The sequence below is a fragment of the Acidimicrobiales bacterium genome, from assembly GCA_016794585.1.
GTDB lineage: Bacteria > Actinomycetota > Acidimicrobiia > Acidimicrobiales > DATDAH01 > JAEUJM01.
On sequence record JAEUJM010000030.1, the window covers coordinates 1 to 13980 of the forward strand.

Genomic DNA, 13980 nt, shown 5'->3' on the forward strand with positions numbered 1-13980 from the left:
GGGTTGGTGGGGTTGATGACCGCGGGCTCGGGCGGGCGGGTGAACACCTCTCGGGGGTGGGCCATGAGCCACTGGTCGAGCTGGTCCTGGCCGGCGACCAGCACCGCCAGCGACTGCTGGGCCTCACGCCCCGCCCGGCCCGCCTGCTGCCACAGCGAGGCGATGGTGCCGGGGAAGCCGTTGAGCACGCAGGCGTCGAGGCCCCCGATGTCGACCCCGAGCTCGAGCGCGGTGGTCGCCACCACGCCACGCAGCCGGCCGGAGAACAGCTCGTCCTCGATGGCCCGCCGCTCGACGGTGAGGTAGCCGCCCCGATAGGCGGACACGGCCTCGGCCAAGGCGTCGGGCAGCCGGCGCCGCACGTCGGCCGCCACGATCTCGGTGCCCTTGCGGCTGCGGCAGAAGGCGATGGTGCGCCGGCCGTGCAGGATGAGCTCGGCGGCGATGGCGGCGCTCTCGCGGTTGGACGACACCCGGGGCCCGTCGCCGGTGCCGGCCGCGACGGCGAGCTCGTCGGCGCCCCGCTCGTCGATGGCGATGTCGTCGCGGTGGTCGGGGTCGTCGACGGCGGCGTGGGGGGCAGCGTCGCCGGGGACCGAGGTGGCGTCGGGAACCGGGCGCAGGTCGACGTCCACGTCGTCCTCGAGGGGTGGGTTCCAGAGGGCGAAGAGGCGCTCGCCCCGCGGGGAGCCGTCGTCGGTGACCTCCGCGACGTCCAGCCCGCAGAGCTGCGAGGCCAGGCGGCCGGGCTGGCCGATGGTGGCCGACGAGAAGATGAAGGTGGGGTGCGAGCCGTAGTGGGCGCAGAGGCGGCGGAGCCGGCGCAGCAGGTGGGCCACGTGGGTACCGAAGATGCCCCGCAGCGTGTGGAGCTCGTCGATGACCACGTAGTCGAGTCGCAGGAGGTAGGTGTCCCACTTGCCGTGGTGGGGCAGGATCCCGCTGTGGAGCATCTCGGGGTTGGTGAGCACCACGTTGGCCTTGCCCCGGACCCACGTCCGCTCCTCGGGTGAGCAGTCGCCGTCGTAGGTGCCGGCGACGAGCCCGGGCACCTCGAGGTCGGTCAGGCTGCGGAGCTGGTCCTGTGCCAGCGCCTTCGTGGGGAAGATGAGCAGCGATGTCCCCGAACGCACCGGGCGAGCGGCCGACTCTGCGATGGGCGCCTGATAGCAGAGCGACTTGCCCGAGGCCGTGCCGGTGGCCACCGCCACCGACCGGCCTGAGCGGGCGAGGTCGATGGCCTGGGCCTGGTGTGACCAGAAGGTGTCGACCCCGAGGCACTCCCGCACCGCCGGGGGGAGCGGGCGGGACAGCTCGGCCGTCCGGGCGTCGCGGGCGGGCAGGCGCTCGAGGTGGACGAGCCGGTCGCCCCCCGGTCCCGACGGCGCACCGCCGGCCAGGCCGGCGAGCACCTCGTCGAGCGAGGGGAGGGTGGTGGGGGCGAGCAACGCCATCTCCACGCCATGCTACGGATCCCGCCGGCGTAATTACAGGGGTGTCGCCAGGGCGGTCGACCCCCCGCCGATGGGGTGCCGCGCCCCTTGTGGCCGGTACCGTGACAGAACGTGAGGTCGGGGTGCCGCCGGGGCTGACGCCGGCGGTAACCGATGCGGGCTCACCCCGGTCGGAGCAGCGACGGCGAGCGAGGAGAGCCGGCGTGCAATTCGAGGTGAACGTCGCGCCGGTGGGCGCCTGGACCGTCGTCGCGGTGGCGGGGGAGATCGACGTCGCCACCGCGCCCCGACTGCGCAAGGAAGCCATCGCCCTCGTCGCCGACGGCCATCACCGGATGGTCCTCGACCTCGAGGCGGTCGACTTCCTCGACTCGACGGGCCTCGGTGTGCTCATCGGGGTGCTGCGCCGCATCAACACGGTCGGCGGCGCCCTCCGGCTCGTCTGCAGCACGCCCCGCATCCTCGACCTGTTCACCCTCACCGGCCTCGACCGGGTGTTCGACCTGCGGACCAGCGTCGATGACGCGACGGCGGGCGAGGCCCTCGGCGAGGGCGCGGACAGCACGGGCGTCCCGGGCGGCGCGGCCTAGCACGATGGGCCAGGTCGTCGAGCTCGAGATCCCGGCCCGGCCCGACTTCCTCGAGGTGGCGCGCATGGTGGTCACCACCGCCGCCTCGATCGAGCCCACCTTCCCCGACGAGCGCATCAACGACCTGCGCCTCGTGGTGTCCGAGGCGTGCACGAACGCCATCGAGGCCCACGCCTCGGCGGGCGACGAGGACAAGCGCATCCTGCTGCGCTGCGACCTGGCCGAGGACCGCGTCGAGGTCGAGGTGGAGGACCAGGGCGGAGGCTTCGACCTGGCCGATCTGGGCGACCTCCCGGCGGTCACCGACCCCGCCCGGCTGGACCACGAGCGGGGCCTGGGCATCACCTTGATGCGCGAGGTGGCCGACGAGACCGAGTTCCGGGTGTCACCGGAGGGCACCGCGGTCCGCCTCGTGGTCTACTCCACCAAGCCCCGGTGACCGCCACCGCTCGTTCCGGTACCTCGCCGGCAACACCGGTGTTGCCGGCGGGGTACCGGAACGGGGTGGGTGGGGCGTTCTTCGACGATTCTCAGGTGGATCTTCAGGGGCGATCAAGGTGGCGGGGGACGATGCGGGCCATGCGACGAGCGCACCTCCTCCTGATCGGCACCGCCTTGGCCCTCACCGTGGCCTGCGCCTCCACCGGGCCGGCGTCGGCCTCGGCGCCCTCGGCCACCTCGACGTCGGCCTCCGTGCCGGCGACGGCCGCCGGCGGGGCGGCGGTCACCGAGGGCTGCGCCCGGGCCGGGCTCCCGACGACGGTGGCCTACCGGCGCCTCCCGGGCGTCCCGCGGAACGCCACGAGCCTCGACGTCCACGCCCCGGCCGGCGCCTGTGACACACCCGTCGTCGTGTGGGTCCACGGCGGTGGGTACCACCACGGCGACAAGGCCAACGGCATGCGGGACAAGGTGGCGCTGTTCAACCGCAAGGGCTGGATCCTCGTCAGCGTGAACTACCGGCTGACCACGGAGGGCGACCCCTCGTCGGCCCACTTCCCGGACCACTACGACGACGTGGCCGCCGCCCTGGCCTGGATCGAGGACAACATCGCCGACTACGGCGGCGACGCCGGCCGCCTCGCCCTTCTCGGGCACTCCGCCGGCGCCGACATCGTGGCCAACGTGGCCGCCGAGCCGACCTACCTCGCCGGGCAGGGGGCCTCGGCCGGCCTGATCGACTGCCTCGCCCCGCTCGACACCGCCGGCTTCGACAAGCCCCGGGCCTCGAAGGTCGAGGGCAGGCAGTGGCTCGACGCCCTCGGCAACAACCCGGACTACCTGACGGAGACCTCGGCCACGTTGCTGCTGCGATCGGGCGAGGCGGCGCCCCCGCCCGACACCCTCTCGGTCCACCGGGGGACCCCCCGCCGCCAGGACATCGCGCTCGACTACCTGCGGGCCACGCGCCAGGCCGGCGGCGAGACCGTCGCCGTCGACGCCCGCTCGCTGACCCACGGCCAGGTCAGCTCGCGCATCGGCGCCGCCGGCGACCGGGTGATGACCCCGCCGATCACCCGCTTCCTGCGCACCTGCTTCACCCCGTCCGCCGCCTGAGCCCTGGCCCCCCGGCGCCCCGGCCCGGCGCCCACCCCATCCCGCCCCTGCGTTCTGGTAGCTCGTCGGCGACGGTGGCGTAGCCAGCCGTGTACCGGAACGGTCGGTGGGGCGGGTGCGCGTCACAGGATCGGGGCGGGGCGGCTCGCGGGCGTCCTCTAACGTGGGCCCCGGGAGCGCCGGGAAGCCTGGTCGGCAGCTGTTTCCCGCGACCCAGGAGCCGACGTGTCCGACGAGACCACCCCTTTTCGAGCCACGTGGCTGGAGTCCGACCGCCCCTTGGCGCGGGCGCTCGGACGGCCGTTGGCGTCGTTCCTCGAGGTCGAGGCCGCCGGTGGCGTCTTCCTGCTCGCCGCCACCGTTGCCGCCCTCGTGTGGGCCAACTCACCGTGGGACCAGTCCTACGTCGACTTCTGGCACACCGAGGTCACGGTCGCCTTCGGCGACTTCCGCATCAGCGAGGACCTCGTCCACTGGGTCAACGACGGCCTGATGGCCATCTTCTTCTTCGTGGTCGGCCTCGAGATCAAGCGCGAGCTCGTGGCCGGCGAGCTGCGCGAGCGATCGGCGGCGGTGCTGCCCGGCATCGCCGCCCTCGGCGGCATGATCGTGCCGGCGGTGATCTTCCTCGCCGTGAACGCCGGTGGGGCCGGGGTCGACGGGTGGGGGATCCCCATGGCCACCGACATCGCCTTCGCGCTCGCGCTGGTGGCGGTGTTCGGCAGCCGGGTCCCACCCCGCCTGAAGGTGTTCCTGTTGACGCTCGCCATCGTCGACGACATCGGCGCCATCGTCGTGATCGCCGTCTTCTACACCGACTCGGTGCGCTTCGGGTGGCTCATCGATGCCGTCGTCGTCTCGGTGGCCGTCGTGGTGCTGCGACGGGCGAACGTGCGCTACCTGCCGGTCTACGTCGCCCTGGGCTTCGCCCTCTGGCTCTCGATGTTCGAGTCGGGGGTGCACGCCACCATCGCCGGCGTCATCCTCGGCCTCCTGACCCCGGCGAAGCCCTTCCAGAAGGAGCTCGAGGCGGAGGCCATCGTCGATCGGCTCGAGGGCCTCGACGACATCAAGGCAGAGGACGTGCATCGCACCGCCCGCCTGATCAAGGAGTCGGTCTCGCCCGCCGAGCGCATCGAGTTCGCGTTGCACCCATGGACCAGCTTCGTCATCATCCCGATCTTCGCCCTCGCCAACGCCGGCGTGCCCCTCACGGCCGACCCGCTGAAGGACGTCTCGCCCGTCCTGGTCGGGATCGTCGCCGGCCTCGTCGTCGGCAAGCTCGTCGGCATCACCTCGTTCGCCTGGCTGGCCACCCGCCTGCCCGGGGTCGACCTGCCCGATGGGGTGCGCTGGTCGCAGGTCATCGGCATCGCGGCCGTGGCCGGCATCGGCTTCAGCGTCTCGCTCTTCATCACCGATCTCGCCTTCGAGGACCCTCTCCTGAAGGCGGACGCCAAGCTCGCCATCCTCCTGGCCAGCGCCCTGGCCGCGTTCATCGGCTTCCTCATCCTCAGCACCGCGAGCCACTCCCACTACCCCCGCAAGCTCGCGGCGAAGGGCGGCGACGAGGCGGGCTGAACCGACGGGTCGGCGTCGGTTCCGGGAAGCGTGGAGCCGCCGCTAGCGGGGTGAGGGTTCCGAGAACGCGGGTCCGGCGAACCGAAGGGTCGGCGTCGGCTCTGGGAAGCGTGGAGCCGCCGCCGGCGGCGTGAGGGTTCCCGGAACCTCGGCGCCCTCCCGCCCGGCGGCTAGGTGCGAGGATGGTCCATGCGCAGGTGGGCAGCAGTGACGGGGGCCGTGGTCGGGTTGGCATTGATCGCCGGCGGCTGCGGAGGCGGCGGCGACGGTGAGGACGAGGCTGCGGGCGCGACCACGACGACCGCGGCGTCGCCGACGACGGTCGACCCGGCGGCGGTGGACGTCGCCGAGCAGTACCTCCAGGCGCTGACCGCCGACGACGGCCCGGACCTCGACGCCATGACCGAGCGCTCGGCCCCCGGCTCGGTGGCCGAGCGCTACGCCGTGCACACGGCGGCACTGGCCGAGCTGCAGGCGGCTGCCGGCGAGCCCGCCAGCGGCGGAGCGGTGCGGGTGGAGGGCGACACGGTCATCGCCACGCTCGTGGGCTCCGGAGGAGCCACCGTCGACACCACCTGGGCCGACTTCACCCTCGACGAGGACGGTCTGCTCGTCGACTTCACCATCAACGGCGTGGCCCTCGACGACCGCCTGCTGGTCGGCGGCGCCTCCGACACCGTCGACGGCGTGACCATCAGCGTCGTCTCCGCCTTCGAGCTCGTGACCAACGACAGTCCGGTGGTGATCCTCGAGATCGACAACGGCGCCGACAGCCCCTACCGCCTCCGCGGCGCCTCCTACCAGGCCCCCGACGGAGCGACGGTCACCAGCTCACCGGACGAGGGCCGCGGCCTCGTCGTGGGAGCAGGGGCCACCAACCGCGCCCTCCTGGTCTTCGCGACCGCACCCTTCGGCGGCACCCTCACCCTCGAGGGCACCCTCGCCGGCGCCCCCGTCACCCACGAGCTCCCCCTGACCCCCTGACCCGGCCGCCGGCGGCGGCGTGCAGTGCCGGCAGGGGGATCTGGAGGATCCCCTTGGTCCGGCTCGGCCGAGAGAGGACGCGTCCGCGTCGCCGGAGCGGATCATCGGTGTCCAACGCACAGCGCCGCCATCGCCTGCGCCAGGCCGTCGGCGGTTCAGTCGACCAACACGCAAGCGCACTCAGCCGGCGGGGTCGAAGATCCAGGCGTCCGCGGCGGGCACCATCGCCGAGGTCTCGTAGCCACCGATGAGCAGGATGCGGTCGCCGATGGCGCGGACACTGGATCCGGAGCGGTTGGTGAACGGCGCCGCAATTGCTGGACGCCAGCGTCCCGGCCCCAACCGCACAGCGAGGTCGAATGGGTACTCCTCTGGATTGCCGCTGTCCCAGTCCGTCGAGGAGACCAGGAGCCCATCGTGATCGCCGTGGATGCTGACGTACGGCGCCTGCTCCCACTCGTCGTCGTGGAGGAACCAGGTGTGGAGGCCGCGCGCCCCGCCGCTGTCGGCGGCGACCACGAAGGTGGGTGGTCCGAAGTCGTACTGGATCGACGGTCCCGTCGGGGAGTTGGCGGGGACCACGCCGTCAAAGGAGATCCTCGGTCCAGGCGGAAGCACCTGCCAATCCCCGGTCGCCGGGTCGAAGCGCGCGGGGGTCCGCCGGTGGGAGGCGGTCCACTCGTGGTCACTGCGCCCGTCATTGCCTCCACCGACCAGCAGGCGCCCGTCTTCCCACAGCAGCGCCGGGTCCGTTGCGGGCTCGATCGGCGCTGCGGGCAACGTCGCCCAGGTGTCCGTTGCGATGTCGTAGATCGCCCCATCGCCGAGGAGACCCTCGTCGTTGCCGAGGTCTGGGAGCGGCAGGTCTTCGGACAACGTCGTCGACGTGCCACCCCAGATCGCGACGAGATCACCGTTCGCGTCCGATCCGGCCAAGCTCCTCGGCGTGAGCGGGAACGGGACGCCGGGCTGCCACCGATTCTCGCCGAGCGTCCACCGAGTGGTGGTCAGTTCCGGTGCCGGCGCCCCGTCCGCCGCTGTGAACCGACCCGTGGCGATCGCCACGACTGTCTCGCCGTTCCAGCCGACGGTGCCCTCCATGCCGGTGAAGGGACGCTCCGGTGCGACGGTCCAGGTGTTCGTGGCGACGTCGTAGACGGCAGCACGGCTCACCTGGTCGTCGCGGCCGAGCACCAGCAGCCGATCGTCCTCGAGGAGCGCCGAGGCGTACCCGGTGCCCTCCGGTGGAGCAGGAATCACGATCCAAGCGTCGGCATCCGGGTCGTAGATGCCGCCATCAGCGAGGCCTCCAGGTTGCACCTCGCTGTGACCTCCCGATTCGTCGTCCACGCCGCCCCAGACGAGTACCCGTCCGTCGTTCAGCGTTGCTGAGAATGCCTCGGCTCGGGGACTGAACGGCGGGTCGGCGGCCTGGGTCCAGGTGCCGACGGGGTCGCCCGTGAGGATGTAGCCGGCGGGGTTGTCGGGGCCGGTGATGACCTCCTGGGACTGCTCGCCGCGGTCGGGGAGGACGACGAGCGCCACGGGCACGACGAGCACGGCTGCGATGCTGGCGACGAGGGCGCCACGACGCGACCGGCGCCGGCGGCGGGCCCGGTGGGCGAGCGACGCCACGTCGACCGGGACGAGGTCGCGCAGGGCGGTCGAGGCGAAGCGGTCCAGGCCCTCAGGCATCGTCGCCCTCCTCGTCGATGTCGGGCGCTTGCTCGCCGAGCTGCGACCGAAGCGCCGCCACTCCCTGGGAGGTAAGGGACTTCACGGTGCCCTCGGCGCAGCGCATGTGCATGGCGGTGTCGGCGATGGACAGGTCGGCGAAGTAACGCAGGAGTACGGCGGTGCGCTGGCGGACCGGCAGGTCGCCCAGGGCGCGGCGGAGCATCAGGGCGTCGTCTGGGTCATCGGTCGTGTTGTCCTGTCGAGGCCCGAGCCGGGCGACAGCCCGTCGCTCGGCATGGCGCCGTCGCCACCACGATCGGGAGAGATTGAGGGCGACGGTGTAGGCCCAACCGGCAGGGTTCTCCATGGCCCGCACCCGGTGCCAGTGCTCGTGCACGCGCACCAAGGCATCCTGGGCCAGTTCCTCAGCGACAGGTCTCTCGCCGGTCTGCAACGTGAGCAGAGCGACCAGGCGCGGGTGCTCGGTCCGACAGAACGCGGCCAACTCCTGATCCACCTCCTCCACGCTGATCGAGTTCCTCCCCGCCGATGTGACGCAGAGTCAACCGCACGACGGCCCCGGAAGGTTCAGGAGGTGATCGGATTACTCAGGCGAGCGCCGCCGCCCGGTCGGCGTGGACCGTCATCGCAGCGACCTTGTCCTCGCGGAACGAGTAGCGGTGGAACACGGTGACGACGTCGGTGAGCGGGGTGCCGGCGTGGTCGAAGACCTGCTGGCGCACGACGGCGACGAGGTCGTCGCCGGCGGCGACGAAGTCCGTGGGCTCGACGACCGGACTGGCCGCCTCGAACTGCGCCAGCCAGTAGGCGCGCACCTCGTCGTGCGAGCGCAGCACCCTCCCGCCGGCGACGTCGGGCCACTCCACGTCGGCGACCAGCATCGCCAGCAGATCGTCCACCCGCCGCTGGTTGAACGCCCGATACGCGTCATGCAACACCCCCACCTTCGCCACCGCGTCCACTTAGGGAAGGCTACGAGCAGCGTTCCACCCTGAGCCGCCGCTGGCGGATGTCGCGAGACATCCCTCACACCGAGCGGCTGAACCCTTCTTTGGACCGTTCACCGCGCCAGGCGCGGCAATCGGTCCAAAGAATCGGCGCTCCGGCCGGAACGCGGCCCGGAGGCAGAGGGGTGGCGAAGCAGGTCGCGTGAAGGGTCGGCCGGCGTGAGCACCGCCAGGCATGAGGGGGCGGCACCCATCGGGAGCTGGCCTGGGGGTCTGCCGTGAGCGCCGCCGGCGGAGTCCGGCTCGGGCCGGAGGAGCGGCGGGTGGCGCCGCTCCGGAGGGTCCGGATGCGCCGCCATGCCTTTCCGGCGGCGCAGTCGGATACCGGAGCGGGGACAGGACCCGCCGCTCCGCAGGCCCGACTCAGGCGGACTCGTACCCGCGAAGCTCTCGGCGGGCGATGGTCATGCGGTGCACTTCGTCGGGGCCATCCGCGAACCGGAGCATGCGCACGTACGAGTACATCTTCGCCATGGGGAAGTCCGCGCTGAGGCCTGCCGCCCCGTGCGCCTGGATGGAGCGGTCGACCACCTTGATGGCCATGTCGGGCACCGCCACCTTGATGGCGGAGATCTCGATGCGGGCGCCCTTGTTGCCCACGGTGTCCATGAGCCACGCCGTCTTCATGGTGAGCAGGCGGGCCTGTTCGATCTCGATGCGCGAGTCGGCGATCCACTCCTGGATGACGCCCTGCTCGGCGAGGGTCTTGCCGAACGCCACCCGGCCCTGCACCCGCCGGCACATGGCCTCGAGGGCCCGCTCGGCCACGCCGATGGCGCGCATGCAGTGGTGGATGCGGCCGGGGCCGAGGCGGGCCTGGGCGAGGGCGAAACCGCTGCCTTCGTCGCCCAGCAGGTTGGTGACCGGCACGCGCACGTCCTCGAAGAGGATCTCGCAGTGGCCTTCGACGTCGTTGTACCCGAACACCGGGAGGTCCCGGACGATGGTCACGCCAGGGGTGTCGAGGGGGACGAGCACCATCGACTGCTGGGTGTGGCGGGAGGCGTCGGGGTCGGTCTTGCCCATGAGGATGGCGATCTTGCAGCGCTTCGAGGCGGCGCCCGAGATCCACCACTTGCGCCCGTTGATGACGTAGTCGTCGCCGTCGCGTTCGATGCGGCACGAGATGTTGGTGGCGTCCGAGCTGGCCACCGCCGGCTCGGTCATGGCGTAACAGGAGCGGATCTCGCCCTCGAGGAGCGGCAGCAGCCACCGCTCCTTCTGCTCCTCCGTGCCGAACATGGTGAGGATCTCCATGTTGCCGGTGTCGGGCGCCGAGCAGTTGAGGGCCTCGGAGGCGATGGGGCTGCGGCCGAGGATCTCGCACAGCGGCGCGTAGTCGACGTTGGAGAGGCCGTCGGTCCACTGGGTCTTGTGGGGGAGGAAGAGGTTCCAGAGACCCTGGGCGCGCGCCTCCCGCTTGAGGTCCTCGATGATCGGGGCGTGGAAGTGGGGGTCACCCGACGCCGCCATCTGCTCTTCCCACACCGTCTCGGCCGGGTAGACGTGGTCGTCCATGAAGGCCAGGAGCTTCTCCTGGAGGGCCTGCGCAGTGGGGCTGAGGGCGAAGTCCATGGCCGCAATCTAGGGTCGCCGCGAGGGGGTCGCCGTCGAGTCGGTGTTGACACCGGCAGGGAAGGCGTTCTTACCTTGCGCTCGTGACCACCCGTCTCGTCATCGTCGAGAGCCCGGCCAAAGCGCGCACCATCGCGGGCTACCTCGGCGACGATTTCCTCGTCGAGTCGTCGGTGGGCCACGTGCGCGACCTGCCCCAGAAGGCCGCCGACGTGCCCGAGATCTTCAAGGGCGAGGCCTGGGCGCGGCTCGGCGTCGACGTCGACAACGACTTCAAGCCGCTCTACGTGGTGTCCCCCGGGAAGAAGGACGTGGTCCGGGATCTGAAGCGGGCCCTGAAGGAGGCTGACGAGCTCTACCTCGCGACCGATGAGGACCGCGAGGGCGAGGCCATCGCCTGGCACCTGCTCGAGCTGCTCAACCCGCGGGTGCCCGTCCATCGGATGGTGTTCCACGAGATCACCCCCGAGGCCATCCAGCGGGCCATCGACGAGCCCCGCGAGCTCGACCGCCGCCTGGTCGACGCCCAGGAGACGCGCCGCATCCTCGACCGCCTCTACGGCTACGAGGTCTCGCCGGTCCTGTGGAAGATGATCCGTCAGGGTCTCTCCGCCGGCCGGGTGCAGAGCGCGGCGACCCGCCTCGTCGTGCAGCGCGAGCGCGAGCGCATGGCGTTCCGGGCCGCGGGTTACTGGGACATCGAGGGCACGTTCTCGCCGGAGGGTGCGCTCGACGAGTTCGGCGCCACCCTCGTACAGGTCGACGGTGCCCGGGTGGCGACCGGCAAGGACTTCGACGACGTCGGCGCCCTGAAGAACCAGACCGTCGTGGTGCTCGACGAGGCCGGCGCCACCGAACTGGCCACGGATCTGGCCGGCGCCTCCTTCGCCGTCCGCTCGGTCGAGGCGAAGCCCTACACGAGCAAGCCGAAGGCGCCGTTCATCACGTCGACCCTCCAGCAGGAGGCAGGCCGCAAGCTGCGCTACTCGTCGTCGCGGACGATGGCCATCGCCCAGCGCCTCTACGAGAACGGCCACATCACCTACATGCGCACCGACAGCACCACGCTGTCCGACGCCGCGCTCAGCGCCGCTCGCAGCCAGATCCTCGAGCGCTACGGCCGCGAGTACCTGCCTGACGCCCCCCGCATCTACACCCGAAAGGTGAAGAACGCCCAGGAGGCCCACGAGGCCATCCGCCCGGCGGGCGACTCGTTCCGCACCCCCGACCAGCTCCGCAGCGAGCTCGACAACGACAGCTTCCGCCTCTACGAGCTGATCTGGGCCCGAACGGTCGCCTCGCAGATGAACGACGCACGCGGTGAGACCGTGTCGGTCCGCCTGGGGGCGGCGTCGGCCAAGGGCAAGGACGCCGAGTTCGCGGCGTCGGGCCGCACCATCACCTTCCCCGGGTACCTGCGGGCCTACCAGGAGGGCCGGGACGAGCCCGAGGGCGAGCAGGACGAGCAGGAGCGGATCCTCCCGCCGCTGACCGAGGGCGGGCGCCTCACCGCCGAGCGCCTCGAGCCCAAGGGCCACGAGACCAAGCCGCCGTCGCGCTACACCGAGGCCTCGCTGGTGGCCAAGCTCGAGGAGATCGGCGTCGGCCGCCCCTCCACCTACGCGGCCACCATCGGCACCATCATCGACCGCGAGTACGTGTGGAAGAAGGGGTCGGCGCTCGTGCCCTCCTTCACCGCCTTCGCGGTCATCAACCTGCTCGAGACCCACTTCCCCGATCTCGTGGACTACGCCTTCACGGCCCGCATGGAGGACGACCTCGACGACATCGCCGGCGGCACGGCCGAGGCCATCCCGTGGCTGAGCCGCTTCTATTTCGGGAACGGCCATGTCGGCCTGAAGGACATGGTGTCGGACCTCGGCGCCATCGATCCACGGGCGGTCAGCTCCATCCCCGTGGGCGTGGACGACGAGGGCCGTACCATCGTCGCCCGGGCGGGCAAGTTCGGCGCCTACCTGGCCCGCATCCCCACCCCGGGCACCACCGGCGAGGACGGCCAGCCCGCGAAGGAAGACACGGTGTCGTTGCCCGACGACATCGTCCCCGACGAGCTCACCGTCGAGCGCGCCACCGAGCTGCTCGAGGCGCCGAGCGGCGACCGCGAGATCGGCACCGACCCGGAGACGGGCCTCACCATCTTCGCCAAGGCCGGTCGCTTCGGCCCCTACGTCCAGCTGGGCGAGCTGGAGGACGGCGAGCCCAAGCCCAAGACGGCGTCGCTGTTCAAGGACATGAGCCTCGACACCATCGACGTCGAGGAGGCCCTGAAGCTGCTGAGCCTGCCGAGGGTGGTGGGCACCGACCCCGCCGACGGCGCCGAGATCACCGTGCAGAACGGCCGCTACGGGCCCTACCTCAAGAAGGGCACGGACAGCCGCAGCCTCACCGACGAGCGCCAGCTCTTCACCATCGGCCTCGAGGAGTGCCTCAAGATCCTGGCCGAGCCCAAGCGCCGGCGCGGCCAGGCCGCCCCCGCGGCGCCGCTGCGCGAGCTGGGTGTGGACCCGTCCACCGACCTACCCGTCGTGGTGAAGGACGGTCGCTTCGGCCCCTACGTCACCGACGGCGAGTCCAACGCGTCGCTCCGCAAGGGCGACTCCGTCGAGGAGATCACCATCGAGCGGGCCAGCGAGCTGTTGGCCGACCGCCGGGCGCGTGGGCCCGCCAAGAAGAAGAAGGCGGCGAAGAAGAAGACGACGGCCAAGAAGAAGGCCACCAAGAAGAAGGCCACGGCCAAGAAGGCGCCGGCCAAGAAGGCGCCGGCGGCCACCAAGTCCGCCGACTGACGTGGCCACCGCGCCTTCCGACGTGCCAACTCGAGGCAAGAGCCCCCGGCCTGTCCTTCGAGATGCGCCGGGGGGCATTGCCTCGGGAACGAGGGGTCAGCGGAGTCGTTCGGCGTGCTGATCGCCTTCGAGGGGGGTGAGGGCACGGGGAAGTCCACCCAGGCGTCCCGGCTGGCCGAACGTCTGAGCGCGGTGCTCACCCGCGAGCCCGGGGGCACGGCCATCGGCAGTCGCATCCGCGGCCTCGTGCTCGACCCGGCCAACGAGGAGCTGGCCGACCGGGCGGAGGCGCTGCTCATGGCCGCCGACCGGGCCCAGCACGTCGCCGAGGTGATCCGCCCCGCGCTCGACGCCGGCCGGGTCGTCGTCACCGATCGCTTCGCCGGCTCGTCGCTGGCCTACCAGAGCTACGGCCGTGGCCTCCCGCTCGACGAGGTCGAGCACCTCTCGCGCTGGGCCACCGACGGCGTCTGGCCCGACCTCGTGGTGCTGCTCGACGTGCCCGAGGCCGTCGCCGACGAACGACTCGGCGCCGAACGGGACCGCATGGAGGGCGTCGGCGACGGCTTCCACGGCCGGGTGGTGGCGGGCTTCCGGGCCCTGGCTGCCGCCGACCCCGAGCGATGGGTGGTGCTCGACGGCACCGGCTCGGTCGACGACGTCGCCGAGCGGGTCTGGGCGGCGGTGGCCCCCCACGTGCCGGTGGTGGACCGTTGACCAGGAGCAA

At 71.7% G+C, this 13980-nt stretch carries 12 protein-coding genes; 7 read left to right on the forward strand and 5 right to left on the reverse strand.

Features of this window, described 5'->3' with window-relative positions:
- On the reverse strand, positions 1–1454 hold a 1454-nt coding region (locus JNK12_15205), incomplete at its 3' end, for a DEAD/DEAH box helicase (protein ID MBL8777289.1).
- A gap of 203 nt (positions 1455–1657) precedes the next feature.
- Here JNK12_15205 and JNK12_15210 point away from each other — a divergent pair.
- The 5 genes from JNK12_15210 (at position 1658) to JNK12_15230 (ending at position 6166) form a co-directional block, all read left to right on the forward strand.
- Entirely contained in the window at positions 1658–2044 is a 387-nt protein-coding gene (locus JNK12_15210) for an STAS domain-containing protein (protein MBL8777290.1), read from the forward strand.
- Positions 2045–2048: 4 nt separating this feature from the next.
- Complete coding sequence (locus tag JNK12_15215) at positions 2049–2483, forward strand: ATP-binding protein (protein MBL8777291.1); 435 nt, start codon at positions 2049–2051, stop codon at positions 2481–2483.
- A gap of 140 nt (positions 2484–2623) precedes the next feature.
- Positions 2624–3601, forward strand: coding sequence for an alpha/beta hydrolase (locus tag JNK12_15220; GenBank protein MBL8777292.1), 978 nt, complete (start codon positions 2624–2626; stop codon positions 3599–3601).
- 225 nt (positions 3602–3826) lie between these two features.
- A complete protein-coding gene (gene nhaA / locus JNK12_15225; GenBank protein MBL8777293.1) occupies positions 3827–5182 on the forward strand; it encodes a Na+/H+ antiporter NhaA in 1356 nt (451 codons plus the stop codon).
- A 189-nt stretch (positions 5183–5371) separates the two neighbouring features.
- On the forward strand, positions 5372–6166 hold the full coding sequence (locus JNK12_15230; protein ID MBL8777294.1) for a hypothetical protein: 795 nt from the start codon (positions 5372–5374) through the stop codon (positions 6164–6166).
- 180 nt (positions 6167–6346) lie between these two features.
- Here the strand turns inward: JNK12_15230 and JNK12_15235 are convergent, their stop codons facing one another.
- From JNK12_15235 to JNK12_15250, 4 genes are all read right to left on the reverse strand, one after another.
- Positions 6347–7861 (reverse strand): hypothetical protein, encoded by a 1515-nt coding sequence (locus JNK12_15235; GenBank protein ID MBL8777295.1) that lies wholly within the window; start codon positions 7859–7861, stop codon positions 6347–6349.
- Positions 7854–8369, reverse strand: a complete 516-nt coding sequence (locus JNK12_15240) for a SigE family RNA polymerase sigma factor (GenBank protein ID MBL8777296.1) — start codon at positions 8367–8369, stop codon at positions 7854–7856. Before JNK12_15240 ends, JNK12_15235 begins: the two co-directional genes overlap by 8 nt.
- An 82-nt stretch (positions 8370–8451) precedes the next feature.
- Entirely contained in the window at positions 8452–8826 is a 375-nt protein-coding gene (locus JNK12_15245; GenBank protein ID MBL8777297.1) for a nuclear transport factor 2 family protein, read from the reverse strand.
- 408 nt (positions 8827–9234) lie between these two features.
- Positions 9235–10446 carry an acyl-CoA dehydrogenase family protein gene (locus tag JNK12_15250; GenBank protein ID MBL8777298.1) on the reverse strand — a complete coding sequence of 404 codons (1212 nt, stop codon included), beginning with the start codon at positions 10444–10446 and terminating at the stop codon, positions 9235–9237.
- Positions 10447–10529: 83 nt separating this feature from the next.
- Between JNK12_15250 and topA the strand changes: the two genes are divergently transcribed.
- Both topA and tmk read left to right on the forward strand, forming a co-directional pair.
- On the forward strand, positions 10530–13253 hold the full coding sequence (gene topA, locus JNK12_15255; protein ID MBL8777299.1) for a type I DNA topoisomerase: 2724 nt from the start codon (positions 10530–10532) through the stop codon (positions 13251–13253).
- A 114-nt stretch (positions 13254–13367) separates the two neighbouring features.
- Positions 13368–13970, forward strand: coding sequence for a dTMP kinase (gene tmk, locus JNK12_15260; protein MBL8777300.1), 603 nt, complete (start codon positions 13368–13370; stop codon positions 13968–13970).
- Positions 13971–13980 lie beyond the last annotated feature (10 nt).